This is a genomic window from Nakamurella sp. (assembly GCF_044224575.1).
Taxonomy (GTDB): domain Bacteria; phylum Actinomycetota; class Actinomycetes; order Mycobacteriales; family Nakamurellaceae; genus Nakamurella.
Genome location: NZ_JBGAKE010000003.1, coordinates 276217 through 297858, shown reverse-complemented (window position 1 = coordinate 297858; position 21642 = coordinate 276217). Strand labels below are relative to the sequence as shown.

The following is a 21642-nucleotide window of genomic DNA, read 5'->3' as shown; positions in this document are numbered from 1 at the left end:
CCCTAGCCTGGCCTCGGTGGGCCGGTCAACAAACCAGTTGGTTGGACTATCGTGTGAATCGTGACGAGCCCGACCGCGGCCCCCGGCCGCCGACCGACCCGCTCGGCAGTCGACACCCGGGCCCGCATCCTGGCCGCGGCCACGGCCGAGTTCGCCGAGCGGGGCCTGGCGGGTGGCCGGGTGGACCGGATCGCCGCCGCCGCCGACGCGAACAAGGAACGGATCTATGCCTACTTCGGCAGCAAGGAAGGGCTGTTCGACGAGGCGGTCCGGGCGATCATCGGCGAACTGTTGGACCTGGTCCCGTTCGACGCCCTCGATCTGCCCGGGTACGCCGTCCGGCTCTACGACTTCACCCTGAGCCACCCGAACCTGGTCCGGCTCGGCCTCTGGTACAGCCTCGAGCGGCCGTCGTCGTTGGAGGACCTGCCGCAGGCGAAGGCGTCGACCGCGCGCAAGGTCGAGGCGCTGGTGGCGGCGCAGCGGGTCGGTGCGGTGAGCGACTCGATCGACCCGCAGCGGCTGATCCCGCTGCTGCTGGGCATGGCCCAGGGCGGCATCCTGCTCGGCCCGACCCCCGTCGACGCCGACGAGGTGACCGGGCGTCGGGAGGCCCTGCGGGTGGCGGTGGCCCGGCTGATCGAGCCGGACGGCTGACCCGGTTCGGCGCTCCTACCCCGCCGCGTGTCGCCCGCGGCGGCGCGGCTCCAGCAGCCGCCCGGTCGCGATGACGCCGGCGACCAGGCTGAGCACGGCGACCGCGACCATGGCGCCACCAGCGCCCAGGGCGGCGGCCAACGGTCCGGCCAGGAGCGACCCGGCGGCCAGCGCGCCGACGTTCAGTTGGTCGTAGACGCCGAACACCCGGGCGGTCAGCGCCTCCGGCGTGGCTCGCTGCAGCAGCGTCACCGCGGTCACCTCGGCGAGCAGGGATGCGCCGCCGGCGACGAACACCAGAGCGGCCGACAGCCAGGCCGAACCGGACAGGCCGACCAGCAGGACCGCCGCCCCGAACGTGCTCATGGCGGCCAGCAACAGCCCGCCCGGCCGGACACGGGCGGAGAGCAGGGCGACCGGCGCCAGGCTGAGCAGACCGCCCAGCGCGGCGGCGGAGTTCAGCAGCCCGACCCCCTCGTCGCCGAAGGCGTCCTGGCCGATCAGCACCACCGCGACCACCAGGTAGCCGTAGAGGAAGTTGTCGATCACCGCGACGGTCATCGGCCGGCGCACCGCGGCGACCCGGCCCACCAACAGCAGTCCCGCGCGGAGTTCGGGCCACAGCCCGTCGTCGTCGGTGGACGTTCGGTCCGGTCGGGGGAGCCGAACCCGACCGGACAGAGCCGCGGCGGCCAGGAACAGTGCCGCGGCCACCCCGACGGCCACCGCCGGGCCGCCGCCGGTCAGCAGGATCAACCCCAGGACACCCGGCCCCGCCATCCAGCCCGCGTTCTCCACCCCGGTGACCAGGGCATTGGCCGGTGGAAGCTGCGCGTCCGGCATGCACTGGACGGTCGCGGCGGCCAGCGCCGGATACGACGGGGTCGCCAGCACGGCGGTGATTGCCGCGATCGCGACCTGGACCGGCACCGGCCAGTGCAGGGGCAGCCCGATCGCCAGCAGCGCGGCACAGCCCGCCCGGGTCAGAAAGGTCAGGGTCAGCACCGCGCTGCGCGAGTGCCGGTCGGCGAGCAGGCCGGCGTAGCCGGAGGCCAGCACGTACGGCACGAAGCCCAGCGCCACCGTCACCGACAACCACCAGCCCGAGCCGGTCCGCTCCAGCACCTCGATGCCCAGCGCCAGGGTGAGCGCGAGCTGGGCGATCGTGCCGATACCGTGACCGGCGAGCAGCAGCCGGAAGTCGCGGGAGCGGAGCGCGGACCGGTAGGTGGGCCGGGCGGCCAGGGTCGTCATGGGCGGGTCCGGACCGCCGGGCGTCGTCGCAAAGGTCCTCCCGGGTCGGGTCGGTGCTCCATCGGACGCAGCGGCGACGGCCGTGATACCTCGGCCCGCGCGGACCAACGCCCCCGCCGATGTGGGGCCGCGGCGTGCCGTCCGCGGTGGCCCTCGTCCCGGGTGCGGGCGGTCATCAGCACTCCGGCCACCAGGCAGCCGGATGTGACGAGCACCATCGCCGTCCCCGCCCCGATTCGGGCCGCCAGCGGTCCGGCGAGCAGCGAACCGGCGGCGATCGCACCCACGTTGACCTGGTCGTAGACGCCGAACACCCGGGCCGTGAAGTCGTGGGCGGTCGCCCGTTGCACCATCGTCACCGCGGTGACCTCGGCGAGCAGCGTCGTCGCGCCGGCCAGGCCGGCGAGCATGATCGTCGGCACGAACCAGGGGCAGATGGCGAGCAGACCGACCGATCCGGCGAACGTGCCGACAGTGAGCAGCAGCAGGGTGGCCGGCCGGAGGCGCCCGGCCACGACGGTCGCCGACAGCACGGCCAGCAGACCGCCGGCCGACAGGGCGGCGTTGACCGGTCCGACCAGCCAGGCGCCCGACCCGGCCTCGTCGGCCAGCAGCACGATTGCCACGACCGTGAAGCCGTACAGGAAATTGTCCAGCGCCGCGACGGTCATCGGCCGCCGGATCGCCGGATCGCGGGCGACCGCTCGGGCGCCCGCCCGCAACGCCGACCAGCCGCCGTCGATCGGCCCGGTCCGAACCGGCCCGGCGAGCCGGACCCGGCCGGCCAGCAGGCCGGCCACCACGAACAGCCCGGCGGCGACCGACATCCCGGTCGCGGGTCCACCCCCGACCATCAGGACCAGCCCCAGGACGCCGGGACCGGCCATCCAGGTCAGGTTGACGACCCCGGTCAGCAGGGCATTCGCCGCCGGCAGCGTGTCGTCCGGCACGCTGTGCACGGTGGCGGCGGCGAGCGCCGGATAGGCGGGAGTGGCGGTGAACGCGGCCGTGGCGGCGATCGCCACCAGGACCGGGACGGGCCAGGCCGACGGCAGCCCCACCGCCAGCGCGACCGCGCACCCGGCGCGCACCCCCAGCGACCAGGTGAGTACCGCACTGCGGGAGTGCCGGTCGGCCAGCATCCCCGCGTAGCCGGACGCCAGCACGTACGGCACGAAGCCGAGCGCCATGGTCACCGACAGCCATCCGCCCGAGCCTGTCCGGTCGAGCACCTCGATGCCGACGGCGAGGGTGAGCATCAGTTGTCCGATGGTGCCGACGCCGTGCGCGGTCACCATCAACCGGAACGTCCTCGATCGCAGGGCGGACCGGTAGGCCGCGGCCCGGTCGGGGCGGGCGCCGGACAGCGCCATGCGCACCTCCCCGGGTTCGGCGTGTGACTGGCAGATCCCGGTGGGCCACGTCCTGATACTCCGGCTCCCGATCGGCGCGCCCGGTTCCGCGCGACCGTCACCAAGGCGACGGCGCACACTGGTCCGGGCCGCTCGCAATGACCCCGGATCCGCGTGGCCCGATCGGGAGTGTGTACATGGACGTGAGATTCGTGCGGACATCGGCCGGCGACGGGGACACGGTGCTGTCCGCGCACGGTGTCGATGCGCTGCCGCAGCTGCTGACCCGTACGGACGGGATCACCTGGGTCGACATCCCCTCGTGGGACGAGGAGGCCGAGCGGGTCCTGGGCGAGGTGTTCGGCTTCCACCCACTGGCCATCCGGGACTGCCGGGAGCGCAACCAGGTCCCCAAGGTGCACGTGTATCCCGATCACGTGTTCCTGGTGCTGCACGCCCCCCATGCCGGCGCGGCCGGCCACGTGCACTACATCGAACTCGACCAGTTCATCGGGCCGAACTACCTGGTGACCACGCACGGCCCGGCCAACCCGGCGGTCCCCGCGGACGCCATGACGGTCGAGACCCAGTCGCTGATCCACCGGCTGGAATCCGGGCGGCTGCGACCCACCGCCAGCTACGAGCTGTCCCACGGTCTGGTGTCCTCGCTCACCGGCCGGCTGCGGGCGTCTATCGCCTCGCTCACCCAGGCGGTCTGGACGCTGGAGCAGCGGGTGACCAGCGGGCACCTCGGGGACGCGGAAGCGTTCCTGGAGGAGATGTTCCAGACCCGGCACGGCCTGCTGGTGGTCGAGACGATGGCCTCGTTGAGCCGGGAGGTCTACGCGCGGATGGTCAAGATCGGGGCGTTCGGGGCCGGCCGGGGGACCGAGTTGCTCGATGACAACGTCGACCAGTTCGCTCGGCTCCGGGCCATGGCGCACGGGCAGAAGGACTACCTGGTCGGCACCATCGAGTTCTACCAGGCCCGCACCAACACCAAGATGACCATCGCGGCGGAGCGGCTCGCGGTGATCGCCGCGGTCACCCTGCCGATCACCGCACTGTCGTCGATCTACGGCATGAACGTCATCGTCAACGACGAGACGCACTACGGGCAGCTCGCCGTCATCCTGGCGATCATGCTGGCGATGTCGGTCAGCCTGCTGATCTGGTCCAAGCGCAAGGGCTGGTGGTAGGTCGCGCCATCGGCGGCAACCGCTCCATCACCACAACGGACAGGACCGGGACGAACCCGAAGGTCGGCCCGGTCCTACGGCAGGGTGGTCAGCGACGGCGGCTTGCGTAGTTCGGAACCGGATCGTCGTCCTCCTCGGCCACGTACTTGGAGTACGAAGCGTAAGGATCGTCGTCCTCGTCGTCGTCATCGACGACCGGCGGGGTCGGTTGATAGTGCTGCGACCCGCCGGTGAGTTCGCGCTGCAAGGCATTTACGTCGATCGACGAGGTGTGGTACTTGAGCTCTCGCGCGACCTTGGTCTGCTTAGCCTTCTGCCGGCCTCGCCCCATGGCGGACCCCCTTGCAGTAAGAAGCGGGGCGGCCGAGAGCGGCGGCCCCGGAATCAGGTGTGTGGCCGGCCCGCTCGAGGGCATCTCCGGCGAGTCGACGGGTCCGGACGGGTCAGCTCCGATCAGAAGAGCCCGGTGGGCACGCTGATGGTGCCGACGGGCTCGCCCCCGCCCATGACCTGGCCGACGGCGAATTCGTCGAGCTGGGCCGCCGCCTGCGGGGTGGCCGGCGTGACGCCCATCGTGCGCAGCGCTGCGACCAGCACCGGCATCCGGGCCCGGTCGCCGCCGTCGGTGATCTTGATGGCCACGCAGCGGCCGTCCGGAAGCGCGGCGCAGTGCACGCCCTCGGCGCCCCCTTTGGCCAGCAGGCCCGGTACCGCCGTCATCAGGCGGGTGTCGTCCCGGCCGGTGCCGCCGACCATCTGCGGGTAGGCCCGCATGGCGTCGGTGACCCGCCGCTCCGGGGTGTCCGCCGCGGCCGCGGCCGCCGCGCCGAACCCGCGGGCCAGGGCGGTCAGCGACACCGCGAACAGCGGCGCGCCGCACCCGTCGATGCCGACCGCGGCGGGTTCCTCCCGGCACAGGCGGGCCACGGTCTGGACCACCAGGCGCTGCAGCGGATGGTCCGGGTCCAGGTAGTCCGCGGTCGACCACCCGCTGCGCACACACGCGGTGAGCATGCCGGCGTGCTTGCCCGAGCAGTTCATGAAGACACGCCGGGCCCGGTCCCCGGCCAGCAGCGCGGCCTCCCGCGCCGTGTCGTTGAGGGGGAGCGCCGGCGGGCAGCCCAGGTCGTCCTCGGTCAGCCCGGCCCGCTCGAGCATGGCGAACACCCGGTCGACGTGCATGGGTTCGCCGGAATGGGAGGCGGCGGCCAGGGCCAGATCGGCGTCGTGCAGGTCGGCGCCACCGGCCAGCATCGCCACCGCCTGGAACGGCTTGTTCGACGACCGGGGGAACATCGGGGTGGTCACGTCACCCCGGGCGAACTCGACCGATCCGTCGGCGGCGGTGATCACCACCGAGCCGTAGTGGGTGCCCTCGTGCAGGCCGGAGCGGCGGACATGGACCAGCTCGACCGGGGCGGTGGTCAACGGTTCTCCTTGTGGTTGTCGGTTCTCTGACGTGGTCGTTCTGGGCGGTGGCCGGGTTCTCGCCGGTGGCCAGGTCGCGGGCATCATGTCCGCCCCGGCCGACATCCAGGGGGTCAGCCCACGTGCCACCGCGATCGGGCGGCCCGGCCCTGGGTCGGGGCCCGGCCGGCGATCCGGGCCAGCCCACTGGCCCGGGCGACCAGCGCCGCGTCGTCCCGTCCGGCGGCCCGTTGCCCGGCGGCCCTGGCAATCCCGGCGACCGGGTCGGCCGGTTCCGGTGGGGACAGTGCAGTGCCGACCAGCAGGTCGGCGCCGACCGCGATGGCCGCGAACAGCACCGGCACCGCCGCCGGCCCACGCCCGCCGACGCTGATCTCGGATCGGGCCGCGGCCGCGATCCGGGCCACCTCGGCGGTGAGGGTGGTCGGGTCGTCGCCGTCGAGGACGACCTCGGTGAAGTCCGGCGGCACCCGGTCGACGAGGTCCGCGCCGTCGTGGTCGGGGTCGGCCGTGATCACCAGGTCGGTCTGGCCGCGCAACCCGGCGACGGCGGCCACGAAGTCAGGCTGGTCGACGGCGAGATGGATGCGGGTCGCGCCCACCTGCTCGGCGTCGATGGCCAGCCGGAGCAGGTGCCCGAGCTCGCAGGCGGCCGGCGCGACGCTGATCAGCGTGCCGGTCGGGTCCGGCCACGACCGAGGGGCCACTTCCGGTCGTTCCGCGCGTCCGGAAACGCCGGAAACCGGCCCCTCGATTCGGCCGGTCATGCCTGCTCCAGCAGCCGGCGCAGCACGGCCGGGTCGATGTTGCCGCCGGACACCACGGCGACGGTCCGGCCGGCCGGCAGCTGGTCCCGGTGGTGCAGGAAGGCGGCGGTCGACACGGCTCCGCTCGGTTCGGCGACCAGCCGGGCCTGCAGGATCAGGCGGCGGGTGGCGTCGGCGATCTCGTCCTCGGTGACAGTGATGATGTCGTGGACCTGAGCCCGGATGTGCGCCCAGGGCAGCTCGCCGACGGTGAACGTGCGCAGGCCGTCGGCCATGGTCCGGGCGGTCTGCGCCGGTGTCCACGGGATCCGCCGGCCGGCCCGGAACGACTCGGCGGCATCCCCGGCGAGCTCCGGTTCCACGCCGATGACCTTCGCGTGCGGGGCGAGCGCGGTGATCGCCGCGGCGACGCCGGAGATGAGCCCGCCGCCGGATACCGGCACCAGGACGACGTCGACGTCGGGCAGATCCTGGGCGATCTCCAGGCCGACGGTGCCTTGCCCGGAAATGACGTCCGGATGGTCGAACGGCGGGATCATCGGCTTGCCGGTCAGCGTGGCGAGTTCCGCCGGCCGGCTGAACCGCTGCTCGATCGGCACCAGCTCCACGGTCGCACCCAGGTCGCGGGTGGCCTGCACCTTGCGATGGGGGGCGTTGTCCGGGATGACGATGTGTGCCCGGGTTCCGAACGCGCGGGCGGCGTAGGCGACGGCCTGGGCGTGATTGCCCGACGAGTGGGCCAGCACCCCGCCGGCCCGCCGGGCCGGATCGAGGCGGGCGATCGCCGTCACTGCCCCCCGGATCTTGAACGCGCCGATCGGCTGCAGGTTCTCCGGCTTGAGCCAGAGCCCGGACCACGGCGCCGGCAGCAACGGGGTGCGCACCGCGTACGGCCGGATCAGAGTGGCGGCGTCCTCGATGAGGTCGATGGTGACCAGGTCGGGCGGGGCGGCGCCCGCCGCGGGGTCCCGGTGACCCGGCTGCGGTGCCGCTGACCGGTCCGGTGGTTCGCTCCGCAAGCCTGGCTCCCGTCTCACCCGCGCCGGATCTGGCTGAAGGCGCGATGGTCGATCGCCGACCGCGGCACCTCGTTCGCGGCGCCGCCGGTGCCCTCGGCGGTGTCGTCGGGATCGACCGATGCGTCGATCGCACCGGCCAGCAGCGGCATGCCAGGTTCGACGGCCCGCTTGACCAGGGCCAACGCGATCGGCCCCAGCTCGTGGTGCTGGGCGACGGTGCCCAAGCGGCCCACCGTGCGGCCGGCGCCGGTGGTGACCGGGTCGCCGGTCTCGGGCAGGGTGCCGCCCGAGCCGTCCAGGTTGAGCATGACCAGCCGGCGCGGCGGCCGGCCCAGGTTGTGCACCCGGGCGACGGTCTCCTGCCCGCGGTAGCAGCCCTTGTTCAGGTGCACCGCCGTCTGCAGCCAGCTGACCTCGTTCGGGATGGTTTTCTCGTCGGTGTCGACGCCCCAGCGCGGGCGCCGGGTCGGGATGCGCAGCGCGTCCGCGGCCCAGCTGCCGGCCGGGGTCGCCCCGGCCGCCCGCAGCGCCGCGGCCGTCGCGCCGAGCTCCGCGCGAGGAACCACGAGGTCGATGCCCTCCGCGGTCGGCCGGGTGAACCGGGGGTGGCCGGCGGCCGCGTCGACCGCGTCGACAATGGCGGCCGCCCGCGGGCCGGCGACGGTGAGGATGGCGAGGTCGCCTGTCGACGCCACCTCGACCTTGGACCAGAACCGCATGCCGTCCAGATAGCCGGCCAGCGCGGCTCCGGCTCCGGGCTCGGTGTCCAGGTAGACCGTGCCGTCGTGATGGGTGACGACGGCGTGATGCTCGACATGCCCGGTGGGGGACAGCACCAGCGCGGCCGTGCTCGCCCCGTCCGCCAGGTCGGACAGATGTTGACTGGTGAGGGTGTGCAGCCAGGTCAGCCGATCGTCGCCGGTGACCGTGATCAGCTCCCGGTTGGACCGGTCGAACAGCGCCGCGCTCGATTCCGCGGCCCGTTGCTCGGCGATCGGGTCGCCGTAGTGCCAGGCGATGCCATCGTCGAAGCCCTGGGCGGCGACCGCCCCCGGGAGGGCGAGCAATGGGGACGGGGGTCGGACCTGCGGTGGCGCCATGCCGCCCATGGTAGGAGCCCGGAGCCGGTGGCGGGCCTCGACCGGGTCAGCTCGTGGCCGAGCGCCGGATGAGGCGCAGGTCACATGGAAGGGGGTCGATGAGTCCGGCCGGTGCCGGTCCGGCCCGGCAGAATGGCGCAGCGTGGCTGATGACAGCGATGTCCCGGTGGCACCGGTGACCGCGCTGTCCCGTCGCATGGCTCGACGGCAGCGGGCTCCGCTGTTCAACGGGCACGGCGTGACCCCGTTCGTCGAGATGGACCGGCCGGTCTGGGCCGAACTGGCCGAGTCGACCCCGTTGCCGTTGACGGCGGCCGAGATCGAGCGGCTGCGCAGCTTCGGCGACCCCATCGACCTCGACGAGGTCCAGCAGATCTACCTGCCGCTGTCCCGGTTGCTGACCATGTATGTCGGCGGCGTCGATGCGCTGCACCAGGTGACCACCACCTTCCTCAAGGAGCGCACCGAACGCACGCCCTTCGTCATCGGCGTCGCCGGGTCGGTGGCCGTCGGCAAGTCGACCACCTCCCGGGTGCTGCAGGAGATGCTCGCCCGCTGGCCGGACACCCCCCGGGTGGAGCTGGTCACCACCGACGGCTTCCTGTATCCGAACGCGGTGCTCGAGCAGCGCGACCTGATGCACCGCAAGGGATTCCCCGAGTCCTACGACCGGCGGGCGCTGCTCCGGTTCGTCGTCGAGGTCAAGTCGGGCGCCCCGGAGGTGCGGGCGCCGCGGTACTCCCACCTGACCTACGACATCCTGCCGGGCGAGGAGGTGGTGGTGCGCCGGCCGGACGTGCTGATCGTCGAGGGCCTGAACGTGCTGCAGCCCGCCTCGCTGGACGACACCGGACGCAGCGTGCTCGCCCTGCCCGACTTCTTCGACTTCTCCATCTATGTGGACGCCAACCCGGTGGACGTCCGCCGCTGGTACATCGAGCGGTTCCTCCGGCTGCGATCGACGGCATTCGCGAACCCGGATTCGTACTTCCGCCGCTACGCCGACCTGACCGACGACGAGGCGATCCAGACCGCGAACCGGATCTGGTCGACCATCAACGAGCCGAACCTGGTTCAGAACATCCAGCCGACCCGCGGCCGCGCGACCCTGGTGATGACCAAGGGGGCGGACCACTCAGTCAGCCGGATCCGGCTGCGCAAGCTCTGATCGCGTCCGGCCCTGGCGCCGGCTCGATCCGGACTTTATGCTGGTCAGGGGGCAGACGAGGCAGGAGCTGCGGGTGATCAGCACCAGGGCCGGCCAGCCGCCCGAGCCGGCGCCGCGACCCATGACGCGTGCGCGATGAGGCGGTCGACACTGCGGTCCCGGCCGGCCGTGCTGGCCGCCGCGCGCCGCGCGGAGCAGGCCGTCGACCCCGGTCCCGATGTGGAACCCGAACCGGCGCCGGTCGACGTCCGACCGATCCCGGGTCTGGCCCGCCCGGCGGCCGGCGGTGGCGCCGAGCCGGCCGACCCGTGGGGCGGTGCTCGGGTGCCGGGTGACGTGCTGGCCACGTTGGGTGCGCGTCGCGGCGGCGGCGAGCCGCTGCCGCCCGGGGTGGCCGCGCCGATGGCACGCGAGCTGCGGCGCGACCTGTCCGCGGTGCGCGTGCACACCGGCCCCACGGCCGACCGGCTGACCCGGAGCGTGCAGTCGATCGCCTTCACGCAGGGGTCGGACATCTACTTCAGTCGCGGCGCCTACCGGCCGTCCACGCCGAGCGGCAGCCACCTGCTGGCGCACGAGCTGGCTCATGTCGGGCAGGACGCGGCCGGTTCACCGGCGATCATCGGCCGGGCCGACGACCCCGCCGAGGCGATGGCCGACCGGGTGGCGGACCGGGTCGCGCCGCTGCTGCGTCGTTCGGCCGCCCCGCCTCCTGACGTCGCCCCGCATCCTGACGCCGCCCCGCATCCTGACGCGGCCCCGCACCCGGCCGCCGCCCCGCACTCGGCCGCCGCCCCGCATCCCGACGCCACCGAGCAGGCCGGCGGCGCGGTCCGCCGGCGGTTCTCGGTGACCTCCGGTGACGTCAACGCGCTGCGGTCCAAGGCCGGGGTGCGCAAGGGGGCCCGCACCAAGGACACCCTGGACAAGATCGGCCGGCTGCTCGACCGGCATCCGGCCCGGCGGGACGAGTTGGAGATCATCCAGAGCCTGCTGACCATCGGGGCGCTGGGCCACCACTGGCTGGACCGGCACCGCGGCGAGGGAGACCGGGCCAAGATCGATCTGGTCGAGACGATCGTCGCCGAGGCCAGCCGGGACCACGCCCAGTTGCTCGCGCAGCGCCGCTACGTCGCGGACGCCCGGGCGGGTAGCGGTCTCGGTGGGCCGGCCGACCCGCGGGTGTCGTCGACGCCGCTGACCATGCAGGTGGGCGACCAGCCCTCGAAACAGGCCGGCACGCTCGCCGGCGCGGCCCTCGCGCCGCGCGCCGCCAACCAGTACCGGGCGCCGGTGGTCGACCTGGTCGCCGGCCTCGGCCTGACCGAGGCGGAGATCCTGGCGATCAAGACCTTCACCAATGAGGACTACAAGTACTTGAACCCGGCCGTCGCCGGCGACGACGCCTGGATGGGTGACCAGCGGCCCGCCCTGCAACTCCTGTTCAACAATCAGGCGGCGTCGAGCTATGGCCGGCAGGGCGACGCGCAGACCGACCTGGGCAAGCTCAAGGCCGAAGGCGTCCTGCACGCCGGGGTGATGATGCAGGCGGTGGCCAAGCTGGAGCCCAAGGTGGGCACGGTGTATCGCGGTGAGCGGTTGACCCAGCGCGAGTTCGACCAGAAGTACGGCCGCGCGACGATGAACTTCAAGACGTTCGCCAGCCTGACCACCGACCCCGCTGTCGGACGGGGGTTCGCCACCCGGCTGCCCAACCGGAAGGACCAGACCCTCAGCGTGTTCTGCCAGTTCGACGTCACCGACGCGCGGGACATCAGCATGCTCTCGGTCAACCAGATCGAGAAGGAGTGGTTGGTGTTGCCGGGGGCGAGTTTCGTCGTCTCCGGCGTGGTCGACATCAGCGCCGACCAGAAGCCCGAGCCCGGCATCACCAGATGGCTGGAAGTGCACCTGCGGCAGGTCGCCGCGAACCGGCGTCTCTGACCGGCAACCGACCGGCGACGTCGGCCCGGGCAGGGGACGCGAGCGCCGACGGGTCCTTCTCGCGGGACGCTGCGGGCGTCGGACCGGGCGTCCGTCCGCGCCCGCTCGCTAGGGTGGATCGCTGTGACCGATGGCAGCATCGCGGCGTTGCTCGACGGCACCCTGGTCGACCCGGCGGAGCCGCTGCTCCGGCCGGACGATCTCGGGGTGTTGCGCGGGGAGGGTGTGTTCGAGACGACGCTGGTGGTCGACGGCCACCCGCGCGACCTGGACGTGCACCTGGTGCGGTTGGCCATCTCGGCGCAGGCCACCGGCCTGGTGGTGCCGGCGCCGGACCGTTGGCGGGCGGCGGTGGCCGCCGTCGTCGGGGCCTGGGCCGGCGGGTCGCAGATGGTGCTGCGGCTGATCGCCAGCCGGGGCCCGGAACACGGGGAGCCGGTCTGCTACCTGCTCGGCACCGAGCTGCCGGTGTCCAGCCGGCGGCAGCGCCGGTCGGGGGTACGGGTGCTGCTGCTGGAGCGGGGGTTCACCGTCGACGTCGGCGCGTCGGCGCCCTGGCTGCTGGCCGGGGCGAAGACTCTGTCCTACGGGATCAACATGTCGGCCCTGCGGCACGCCCGGGCGAACGGTGCCGATGACGTGATCTTCATCGGCACGGACGGTGCGGTCCTCGAGGCGCCGACCTCGTCGGTGGTCGTCGCCCGGGGGCGAACCCTGATCACCCCGCCGGACGAGGCGATCCTGGCCGGCATCACCGTGCGGCGATTGTTCCGGGCGGCGTCCGCCGCCGGCTGGCCGGTGCGCACGGAGCGACTGGGCACGGCCGACCTGCACGCCGCCGACGGGGTGTGGCTGACCTCGAGCGCGCGCCTGCTCGCGCCGGTGGTCGCGATCGACGGTCGGCCCCGGTCGGACGGCGGGCTGACCGGCGAGTTGGCCGAGCTGTTGGACATGCCCGCCGCTTGACCCGGCCCGCTGGGCGGGCCGGGCGGCTGGGCCGGCCAGGGCCGCTGGCCGGTCGCAGCCATCAACGCCGCGCCGTCATCGGCCGGCGCGGCGAAGATGTCGGCGGTCGGCTCGCCGGCGAGCCCCGGGCGCCCCCGGCCTCGACGAGATTCGCGTCGTGCCCGGCGCGGCTTGGTGGCCGCGACCGCGTCGCCCGAGGGCGCTCGGCCCGGGTCAGGCCCGGTCGTCGGACCGTTCCAGCCGCCGCAGCGCATCCTGCGCCCGGCGTTGCGCGATCTCCGCCCGCCGGACATCCCGACGGGCACCATCGACGGCCCGGCGGGCCTCGGCGATCTCCTCCTCCAGTTCGCGCACCCGGTCGACCCGGGCCTGCTCCTCGTCGGTGGCCAGCACCAGGTTGTCCTGCGCCTCGTCGACGGCGTGCCGCGCGTCCGCCAGCGCCTGCGCGGCGTCCCGCTCCGCCTGGGCTCGGCGTTGCTCCAGTTCCTGTGCCTGCGCCTGCTGCTGGGCCTCGCGAGCCGCTCGGCGTTCGGCCGGGGACAGCCGGACCGGCCTCGCGGGCCGGCCGTCCCCAGCTTCGGGGTCCGGTGGCCGGTCGGCGGGCCGCCCGGTGGTTCGTCCGGCGGGCCGGTCACGGCTCGGGCGTGCGGCCGTCGCCGGCCCGTCGCCGATGGTCGGGACCAGCGTCAGCTCGGGCCCACCGAAGCCGAAGCCCTCCCACCGGGCGGGCTTGACGAGCACGCCGCGTTCGACGTCGCCGGCGACCGCTTCGTCGGACAGGGCCGCGGTCAACGTGGCCACCACCTCGTCGCGGACGGCGCTGCTGGGGTTGCGCTCATCCGTCGCGGTGAACGCGGCCCGGGTGAGCTCGTCGATGAGCCGGCGACGGGTGCGGGTGAGCTCGCGGATCTGGTCGGCATCGACCGACTTCGCCGACATCTCGGCGGCCCGCCACTGCTCGCCCAGGTCGAGCAGCCGTTGGACGGCGGCCGGGTCGGTGCGTGCCAGCAGGTTGATCGCGTATGCCGAGCGGGTCGGTTTGCGCAGCGCGGCAATCTGTTTCGACGCCGTGCCGGCGCCGTCGGCGCGGGCCTGCTTGACCAGGGCGGTGCGCCGGTCCAGGAACGTCTCGGGGTCGGCGCCGTACAACTCGTCGACGGCAGAAGCGACCAGCTCGTCGGCGGTGTCGGAGGGCACAGGCTCATTCTCCGTCGGCGAGCAGCCCCTGGCGGTGTGCGACCGCAACCGCCTCGGCCCGGCCGCCGGCGCCCAGCTTGGCCAGCACGTTGGAGATGTGCACGCTGACGGTCTTGCCGCTGATGAACAATCGTTCGCCGATCTGCCGGTTGGTCAGGCCGTCCGCGACCAACCGCAGGACCTCCGTCTCGCGGCCGGTCAGCACGACCCCGGACGCGGGTTCGGTGCCGGGGAGGTCGAGCCGGGCCCGCCGGCCGAGCTCGCGCACGGCCGCGACCAGCGGGCGAGCGCCGATCGCCTGTGCGTCGGTCAGCGCGGCGGCCGCCTCCGCGGCCGCGGCGGGTCGGTCCCCGCGGCCCGCGAGCGCCTCGGCCAGCCGCCACCGCGACCGCGCGACCTCGTAGCGGTAGCCGTAACCGAACTCGGCCACCGCGTCCCGCCACAGCTCGGGTTCGTTCTGCCCGGTCAGCCGGCCGAACTCGGCCCGGGCCCGGGCCACCCACCCCCGACCCTCCGGCCCCAGCCGGCCGCCCCGGGGGCGCCCGCGGGCGGCCGTCCGCTCCATCCGGTCGAGAAATGCCCGGCCGACGCCCAGATCGGCGGAAAGGTCGGCCGTCGCCCCGCCGGCCAGCCGGCTCACCTCGGCCCGGTCCGCGGCCGCGGCCAGCCCCAGCGCGGACAGCCAGATGCCACCGAGGAAGTAGTCGTTCCAGGCCTGGCTCATGAAGTCGGTCAACCGCACGGTGAGGTCGATGGCGGCCTGGTGGTCGCCGGCCCAGGTCAGGGCGTCGATGGTGCAGCCGCCGGACACCAGGGCCAGCATCGGGTCGCGCTGCCACTCGACCTCGTCGACCCGCCCGCGGTGGACGGCGTCCTCGTCACCGCGCGCGACGGCCGCGTACAGGTCGATGGTCGCCAGCACCGTGCCGGCGGCCCCGGGTACCCAATCCCGGCTCGGCGGGGGCGGGGTGAGGTCGCCGGAGACGAACCGGATCAGCTCGCGGTACAGCAGCAGCCCGACGCCGTACCCCATCCAGAGCACGCCGACCGACCGGGCCCGGTCGATCCCGTCGGCACAGATCCGGGCCGCCCGGGTCAGGTCGCCCGCGTAGTACCGGTTCGCCGCCAGGTTGTGCGTGGCGCGGAGCTCGGCGGTCAGGTCGCCGGCCGCCCGGGACAGCGCCAACGATCGGCCGAACAGATCACCGGCCAGGTCGGCCTCGTTGACGGCGAGCACGCCCAGCGTGGTCAACGCGTCCGATGCCGCCTCGGGCACGTCGAACTGCTGGGCCTCGGCGACCGCCCGCTCGGCGATCACCCGGGCTTCGTCGTCGCGGTCGCAGTTCAGCGCCGACCGGGCGTAGGCGGCGAGCAATCGGGCCCGGTCGGCCGACGGTCCATCGGCGTCCAGCACGGCGAGGGCCTGTTCGGCCCGGCGCACCGCCTCGCGCTCCCGCTGGTCGTCGATCAGGTAGGAGGCCGCCGCCGGGGTGAGCCGGGCGGCCCGGGCAGGATCGCTCCGGTCGAGCGCGGCGACCGCGAGGCCGGCGGCGCGGGCCGGCTGCCCGGCCCGGCTGGCCGCCAGCGCGGCCGTCATCTGGACGTCGATCAGGTCCCGGCCGATGCGGTCGGCGGCGTCCGGCACGGCCTCCCAGAGGGAGATGACCGTCTCCAGATGCCGCAACGCCTCCATCGGCGCGAGCATGTCGGCGGCCTCCTGGGCGGCGGTGTAACCGGCCGCGAGGGCCGCCGGCAGGTCGTGCGCGCGCTGTGCGTGATGCGCCAGTTCGGCCGGGGACCCCAGCGACGGATCTGCCGCGATCCGCCGCTGGTAGGCCCGGTGCAGCCGGCTCACCTCGCTGGGCAGCAGGTCCCCGTACACGGCCTCGGCCAGCAGCGCGTGCCGGAACACGATCCACCGCGCGTCCTCGATGGCCAGTACGTGGTGAGCGATCGCCTCCCGCAGGGTGTGGTCGACGGCGGCGTCGTCGGGAAAGTCGGGCTCGTCCCGGGCGACGGCGGACAGCAGGTCGCCCGAGACGCGCCGGCCGGCCACCGAGGCGATGCCGGCCAGCGCCTGGACCGCCGGGTCGAGCCGTTCCAGCCGGGCGTGCAGCACGTCGGCGAGCGAACCGGGGAGTCCGAGGCCGCCGCCGTCCTGGCTCTCGAGCAACTCCTGGGCGAAGTAGGCGTTGCCCTCCGAGCGGCGCAACACCTGCATCAGGTTGGGCTCCGGGACCGGGCGGCCGGTGATCGCGGCACCGAACTGCGCCAGCTCGTCGCGGCTGAACGGGGCCAGGTCGATGTGGTCGACCCGCGGATGGCGCAGGAGTTCGGACAGCACCGGCCGGAGCGGATGCCGGCGATGCAGATCGTCCGTCCGGTAGCTGGCGACCAGCAGCAGGTGCTCGGCCCGCATCCGGGCGACGAGGAACTTGAGTACGTCCCGGCTGGACGGGTCGGCCCAATGCAGGTCCTCGATCATGAGCACGAGCGGTCGGTCGGCGCCGCCGCCGGCGCCGATCGCCGAGGCAATGCCGTCGAACAGCTGGCCGCGGGCGGCCTGCCCGGCCGCTCCCGTCTCCGGTTCGACCAGGCCCGCGTCGAGCAGGCGGGCCAGTGCCGGGCGGCCGGCGATCGCCGCATCGACCCGGTCGGAACGGCCGTGCAGCTGGCCAAGCGCCTCCGTGAACGGCAGGTAGGGCAGTCCGACGTCACCGAGATCCACACAATGGCAGATGACCACCCAGGCGCCGTCGGCGTCCGCCAGCTCGGCCATCCGGGCGAGCAGCCGGGTCTTGCCGACGCCGGCGTCACCGGAGACCAGGATCGCGCTCGGCTCGCCGGTGCGGGCGCGACCCAGCGCCGTGCGGAACAGCGAGAGCTGATCAACACGGCCCACGAACGGGAGGTCGACGGTCGCTGCCACGTCGTCCATAGTGGCAGCCGGCTACGACAGTGCCGTCGGCGTCGATCGGGTCGATGGCTCGTTCGGGCGGCCGGCCGACGACCGGGCCGCCGGTGCCGCTGAGGGCGTCGGTGCCGACCGGGTCGATCGCCCCCGGTCCGCCAGGTCGACGGCCGCCCGCCGGGCCGTGCTCAGGCGGCCCGTCGAGCCGCCGGCGACCCGGCTCGGGCCGTCGTCGGGAGGGTGCTGGCCGGCGCACCGTCGGTCGCGTCGACGCCGGCGCGCTGCAGCGGGACCGCGGCCGGCGCCGGCGCGGCGGTCGGGACGGCCGCGGGCGGCGAGGCGGCCGGCGCGGTGCGGCGGAACCAGCGACGGTTCCGCCGCCTGAACTGCGACCGAACCTGCTCCTGACGGTAGGCGACCTCGGCGTCCAATCCCGGCCCCCACGGTGCAGTCATGGCCTTTTCCTTCCGACTGGCAGTGCCGGGCCCGTTGGCGCCGGCACGTTCCACGATGTCGGTAAGGGGGTGGGCCGCGGATCGGGAGGACGCGCACTCCTGGCCGCTCGACCACCTCAGAAGCCACCTCATCCGGGTCTGAGGTGCCTTACGGCCGGCCTTGGTGTCGGCCCGGGACCCGGGCTCGCCGTCCAGCCCACCCGTAGTCGATGACGGCTCGGCCGCGCTGCTGATCGTGCCGATGCGGCGTTGTCGCCATGATCGACACCGGTCTCGGGACGCGCCCGACGCCGGGCAGACGCGAGGTCAGCCGGCGACGCGGCCGTACCGCTGCTCGGCCCGGGCCCGTGCCTTGGCCGCCTCGGTCTCGCGATCCTTCGGCGGCGCCGACGTCACCAGGTCCGCCAGCAGGTGGCGGGTGATGTGCGCGATCTCCTCGACAGCCCGGTCGAACACCTCCTGATTCGCCGCGGACGGCCGGGTGGACCCGCTGACCTTGCGCACGTACTGCAGCGCGGCGGCGTGCACCTCGTCGGTGGTGGCCGGAGGATCGAAGTTGTGCAGGGTTCTGATGTTGCGGCACATGACTCCAGGGTGACACGGCCGCGGGGATTGTTCGTCGGCCTGACCACCGTCGACCTGATTCACCGCGTCGCCCGCCCGGTCGGCGTCGACGAGAAGCAGCCGGCGCTGACCCAGGAGATCGTCGCCGGCGGCCCGGCCGCGAACGCCGCGGTGACCTTCGCGCTGCTCGGCGGGGATGCGGAGCTGATCACCGACCTGGGCCGCCACCCGCTCGCCGAACTGGCCCGGCAGGACCTCATGTCGTACGGCGTCCGGGTGCGCGCCGTCGAGCCGGACAGCCCGGCGCCGCCGGCGGTCAGCAGCATCCGGGTGCTCGACGGCACCGGCGAGCGATCGGTCGTCTCGGTCAATGCCGCCGCCCGCACGGTCGTCGCACCGGACTGGCTGCCCGGGGTGCTGGGCGACGCCGACGTGCTGCTGCTGGACGGGCACCACCCACACCTGGCCCTGGCCGCCGCCCGGGCCGCCCGGGACCGCACCGTGCCCGTCGTCCTGGACGCGGGGAGCTGGAAGCCGGTCCTGGACGAGTTGCTGCCGCTGGTGGACATCGCCGTCTGCTCGGCCGACTTCGCCGTTCCGGGCGCCGACGATCCTGCGGTCGAGCTGCTCGACCGCGGGGTCGCCACGGTGGCCGTCAGCCGGGGTGGGCAGCCCCTGAGCTGGTGGACCCGCGACGGGTCCGGCGAGGTGCCGGTGCCCCAGGTCGAGGTGCGCGACACCCTGGGGGCCGGGGATGTGCTGCACGGAGCGTTCGCATTCGAGCGGGCCCGCCGCGGCACCGGCAGCGCCCCCAGCACCGGCAGCGCCTCCAGCACCGGCCGGGCCGATCTTGCCGGGCAGCTGGACCGGGCGGCGCGGATCGCGTCGCGGCGATGCGCGTTCGCCGGGACCGGCTCCTGGCGGGAGCACCTGGCCGGCCGGAAAGGTTAGCCTGGCTCAGCAGGGAAAGCGCAATCGATCAGGCTCCTGCGGCGCAAGAGTGCCTGCGCCCGGTCCTGCTGCGTGACATGACGGCCTCGCACGCTCGGCCGACTGGCCGACGGCGCCGATCCGAAGGAGAGCGAGCCATGAAGCTGGGTGTGCACATCGCGGACTTCACCTTTCCCGGCGGCCCGCGGACGCTGGCCGACGACCTCGCCCGGATCGCGCAGGCGGCGGAGCAGAACGCTTTCGCCCGGGTCAGCGTGATGGACCACGTCTGGCAGATCTCGGTGGTCGGGCCCGAGGACCACGACATGCTCGAGGCGTACACGACGCTGGGCTACCTGGCCGCCCGCACGTCGACGGTGGAGCTGCTCGCCTGGGTCACCGCCGCGGTCTACCGCGCGCCGGGCCTGCTGGCCAAGCAGGTCAGCACCCTGGATGTGCTCTCCGGCGGGCGGGCGATGCTCGGCATCGGCGCCGCCTGGAACGAGGCCGAGTCCAGGGGGCTGGACCTGCCGTTCCCGCCGACCGCGGAGCGCTTCGAGCGCCTGGAGGAGGCCCTGCAGATCTGCCGGCAGATGTGGTCCGACGACGACGGCCCGTACCGGGGCACGCACTACACCCTGGAGCGCACGCTCAACGTGCCGCAGCCGCTGCGCACCCCGCCGATCCTGATCGGCGGCGGTGGCGAGCGCAAGACGCTGCGGCTGGTCGCCAAGTACGCCCAGGCCTGCAATCTGTTCGACACACCCGAGCTGCCGCACAAGCTCGACGTGCTGCGCGCGCACTGCGAGCGGGAGGGCCGGGACTACGACGACATCGAGAAGACGGTCATGGCGCCGTTCGACGTCGGACCCGATGGCGCGGGCGTCGACGACTTCCTGGCCACCCTGCGTCGGCTGGCCGACCTGGGCATCGCGCACGTGCACGGCCGGCCGGCGGGGATGTGGGATCGCCGCGTGCTCGACGTGTACGGCGAGCGGGTGATCCCGGTCGTTGCGGACTGGTAGACCCCGGTTCGAGGCCCGGGCCGCCCTGCGGACCGGGACCGGGTCCGGTTCAATGACGCCTATGGATCCACGCGCGGGCAAGCCTGCTCAGGAAAGCGATCTCATCGACGTCGACGCGGTGCTCGCCGCCTACGAGGACCTGCATCCCGACGTCTCCGACCCCGACCAGCGGGTGGTGTTCGGCACCTCCGGGCACCGCGGGTCGAGTCTGGACACGGCCTTCAACCGGGACCACATCCTGGCCATCACCCAGGCCATCTGCGAGTACCGGGCCGAGCAGGGCACCGACGGGCCGCTGTTCATCGGCGCCGACAGCCACGCTCTGGCCTTTCCCGCGCAGGCGACCGCGTTGGAGGTGCTGGCCGCCAACAACGTGACGGTGATGCTGGACTCGGCCGACGGCTTCACGCCGACGCCAGCGGTCTCGCACGCCATTCTCAAGGCCAACCACGGTCGCACCAGCAAGCTGGCCGACGGCATCGTCGTCACCCCCAGCCACAACCCGCCCCGGGACGGCGGCTTCAAGTACAACCCGCCGAACGGCGGGCCGGCGGACAGCGACGCGACCTCCGTGATCGCCGCCCGCGCCAACGACATCCTGGCCGGCGGGCTCAAGGACGTGAAGCGGATGAGCTACGAGTCCGCCAAGAGCGCCGACACCACCGGCTACTACGACTACGTGTCCGGGTACGTCGGCGACCTGGAGAACGTGCTGGACATCGACGCGATCCGGGCCGCCAAGGTCAAGATCGGCGCCGACCCGCTGGGTGGGGCGTCCGTCGCCTACTGGGAGGCCATCGGCGAGCGGCTCGGTCTCGACCTGACCGTGCTGAACAAGCAGACCGACCCGACCTGGCGGTTCATGACGCTGGACTGGGACGGCAAGATCCGGATGGATTGCAGCTCGCCGAACGTCATGGCCTCGGTCGTGGAGAAGGCGAAAGGCGGCGGCTTTGATGTGGCCACCGGCAACGACGCCGACGCTGACCGGCACGGCATCGTCACCCCGGACGCCGGCCTGATGAACCCGAACCACTACCTGGCCGTCGCCATCGACTACCTCTACAGTCACCGCCCGGAATGGGCCGCCGACATGGGTGTGGGGAAGACCCTGGTGTCGTCGTCGATGATCGACCGGGTCGTCGCGCAGCTGGGCCGGCGGCTGGTCGAGGTGCCCGTCGGGTTCAAGTGGTTCGTTCCCGGCCTGATCGACGGATCGATCGGCTTCGGCGGCGAGGAGTCGGCCGGTGCGTCGTTCCTGCGCAAGCGCGGCACCGTCTGGACGACCGACAAGGACGGCATCCTGCTGGCCCTGCTCGCCTCGGAAATCACGGCAGTCACCGGCAAGTCGCCCAGCGTGCGGTACAAGGAGCTGACCGCGCAGTACGGCGACCCGGCCTACGCCCGGGTCGACGCGCCGGCCAGCAAGGCGGAGAAGGCCAAGCTGGCCAAGCTGGCCCCGGAGGACGTCAAGGCCGACTCGCTGGCCGGCGAGCCGATCACCGGCCGGCTGGTCGCGGCGCCGGGCAACGGCGCCGCCATCGGCGGGCTCAAGGTGACCACCGAGAACGCCTGGTTCGCCGCCCGCCCGTCGGGCACCGAGGACGTCTACAAGATCTACGCCGAGTCGTTCAAGGGCCCCGAGCACCTCAAGCAGGTCCAGGAAGAGGCGCGCGAGGTGGTCTCGGCCGCGCTCGCCGGCTGAC

General features: G+C 73.5%; 19 protein-coding genes. 8 read left to right on the top strand and 11 right to left on the bottom strand.

The window, feature by feature from the left end:
- The first annotated feature begins 60 nt into the window (after positions 1 to 60).
- The gene (locus tag ACILSK_RS05230; RefSeq protein WP_395726066.1) at positions 61 to 657 is read left to right on the top strand and encodes a TetR family transcriptional regulator; all 597 of its coding nucleotides are present in this window, start codon (positions 61 to 63) and stop codon (positions 655 to 657) included.
- 15 nt (positions 658 to 672) lie between these two features.
- On the opposite strand, the gene ACILSK_RS05225 is transcribed toward ACILSK_RS05230, so the two are convergent.
- Complete coding sequence (locus ACILSK_RS05225) at positions 673 to 1911, bottom strand: MFS transporter (RefSeq protein WP_395726065.1); 1239 nt, start codon at positions 1909 to 1911, stop codon at positions 673 to 675.
- The gene (locus ACILSK_RS05220; protein WP_395726064.1) at positions 1908 to 3284 is read right to left on the bottom strand and encodes an MFS transporter; all 1377 of its coding nucleotides are present in this window, start codon (positions 3282 to 3284) and stop codon (positions 1908 to 1910) included. The genes ACILSK_RS05225 and ACILSK_RS05220 overlap by 4 nt, the downstream gene beginning before the upstream one ends.
- 176 nt (positions 3285 to 3460) lie before the next feature.
- Here ACILSK_RS05220 and ACILSK_RS05215 point away from each other — a divergent pair, with 176 nt between their 5' ends.
- Complete coding sequence (locus tag ACILSK_RS05215) at positions 3461 to 4462, top strand: magnesium transporter CorA family protein (RefSeq protein WP_395726063.1); 1002 nt, start codon at positions 3461 to 3463, stop codon at positions 4460 to 4462.
- An 88-nt stretch (positions 4463 to 4550) separates the two neighbouring features.
- Here ACILSK_RS05215 and ACILSK_RS05210 read toward each other — a convergent pair whose 3' ends face one another.
- The 5 genes from ACILSK_RS05210 to ACILSK_RS05190 form a co-directional block, all read right to left on the bottom strand.
- Positions 4551 to 4793, bottom strand: a complete 243-nt coding sequence (locus ACILSK_RS05210) for a DUF3073 domain-containing protein (protein WP_395726062.1) — start codon at positions 4791 to 4793, stop codon at positions 4551 to 4553.
- Positions 4794 to 4915: 122 nt separating this feature from the next.
- A complete protein-coding gene (locus tag ACILSK_RS05205; RefSeq protein ID WP_395726061.1) occupies positions 4916 to 5890 on the bottom strand; it encodes an asparaginase in 975 nt (324 codons plus the stop codon).
- A gap of 113 nt (positions 5891 to 6003) precedes the next feature.
- Positions 6004 to 6597 carry a hypothetical protein gene (locus tag ACILSK_RS05200; RefSeq protein ID WP_395726060.1) on the bottom strand — a complete coding sequence of 198 codons (594 nt, stop codon included), beginning with the start codon at positions 6595 to 6597 and terminating at the stop codon, positions 6004 to 6006.
- 56 nt (positions 6598 to 6653) lie between these two features.
- Complete coding sequence (locus ACILSK_RS05195; RefSeq protein WP_395726164.1) at positions 6654 to 7595, bottom strand: threonine/serine dehydratase; 942 nt, start codon at positions 7593 to 7595, stop codon at positions 6654 to 6656.
- Between the two features lie 95 nt (positions 7596 to 7690).
- Complete coding sequence (locus ACILSK_RS05190; RefSeq protein WP_395726059.1) at positions 7691 to 8776, bottom strand: YgfZ/GcvT domain-containing protein; 1086 nt, start codon at positions 8774 to 8776, stop codon at positions 7691 to 7693.
- A 196-nt stretch (positions 8777 to 8972) separates the two neighbouring features.
- Here ACILSK_RS05190 and coaA point away from each other — a divergent pair, with 196 nt between their 5' ends.
- The 3 genes from coaA to ACILSK_RS05175 all read left to right on the top strand — a co-directional run bounded on the left by coaA (position 8973) and on the right by ACILSK_RS05175 (position 12854).
- The gene (gene coaA / locus ACILSK_RS05185) at positions 8973 to 9944 is read left to right on the top strand and encodes a type I pantothenate kinase (RefSeq protein ID WP_395726163.1); all 972 of its coding nucleotides are present in this window, start codon (positions 8973 to 8975) and stop codon (positions 9942 to 9944) included.
- A gap of 135 nt (positions 9945 to 10079) precedes the next feature.
- Positions 10080 to 11888, top strand: coding sequence for a DUF4157 domain-containing protein (locus ACILSK_RS05180; RefSeq protein WP_395726058.1), 1809 nt, complete (start codon positions 10080 to 10082; stop codon positions 11886 to 11888).
- A 123-nt stretch (positions 11889 to 12011) separates the two neighbouring features.
- On the top strand, positions 12012 to 12854 hold the full coding sequence (locus ACILSK_RS05175; RefSeq protein ID WP_395726057.1) for an aminotransferase class IV: 843 nt from the start codon (positions 12012 to 12014) through the stop codon (positions 12852 to 12854).
- 213 nt (positions 12855 to 13067) lie between these two features.
- Here ACILSK_RS05175 and ACILSK_RS05170 read toward each other — a convergent pair whose 3' ends face one another.
- The 4 genes from ACILSK_RS05170 to ACILSK_RS05155 form a co-directional block, all read right to left on the bottom strand.
- Positions 13068 to 14051: a hypothetical protein gene (locus tag ACILSK_RS05170; RefSeq protein WP_395726056.1), complete on the bottom strand. Its 984-nt coding sequence runs from the start codon at positions 14049 to 14051 to the stop codon at positions 13068 to 13070.
- A 4-nt stretch (positions 14052 to 14055) separates the two neighbouring features.
- Positions 14056 to 16989 carry an AAA family ATPase gene (locus tag ACILSK_RS05165; protein ID WP_395726055.1) on the bottom strand — a complete coding sequence of 978 codons (2934 nt, stop codon included), beginning with the start codon at positions 16987 to 16989 and terminating at the stop codon, positions 14056 to 14058.
- A 161-nt stretch (positions 16990 to 17150) separates the two neighbouring features.
- Positions 17151 to 17417, bottom strand: coding sequence for a hypothetical protein (locus tag ACILSK_RS05160; RefSeq protein ID WP_395726054.1), 267 nt, complete (start codon positions 17415 to 17417; stop codon positions 17151 to 17153).
- A 306-nt stretch (positions 17418 to 17723) separates the two neighbouring features.
- Positions 17724 to 18002: a DUF2277 domain-containing protein gene (locus tag ACILSK_RS05155; RefSeq protein ID WP_395726053.1), complete on the bottom strand. Its 279-nt coding sequence runs from the start codon at positions 18000 to 18002 to the stop codon at positions 17724 to 17726.
- 9 nt (positions 18003 to 18011) lie between these two features.
- Between ACILSK_RS05155 and ACILSK_RS05150 the strand changes: the two genes are divergently transcribed.
- The 3 genes from ACILSK_RS05150 (at position 18012) to pgm (ending at position 21641) form a co-directional block, all read left to right on the top strand.
- Positions 18012 to 18932 carry a PfkB family carbohydrate kinase gene (locus ACILSK_RS05150; protein ID WP_395726052.1) on the top strand — a complete coding sequence of 307 codons (921 nt, stop codon included), beginning with the start codon at positions 18012 to 18014 and terminating at the stop codon, positions 18930 to 18932.
- Between the two features lie 137 nt (positions 18933 to 19069).
- On the top strand, positions 19070 to 19936 hold the full coding sequence (locus ACILSK_RS05145; protein WP_395726051.1) for an LLM class F420-dependent oxidoreductase: 867 nt from the start codon (positions 19070 to 19072) through the stop codon (positions 19934 to 19936).
- A gap of 52 nt (positions 19937 to 19988) precedes the next feature.
- Positions 19989 to 21641, top strand: a complete 1653-nt coding sequence (gene pgm, locus ACILSK_RS05140) for a phosphoglucomutase (alpha-D-glucose-1,6-bisphosphate-dependent) (RefSeq protein ID WP_395726050.1) — start codon at positions 19989 to 19991, stop codon at positions 21639 to 21641.
- The last annotated feature ends 1 nt before the right edge of the window (position 21642 follow it).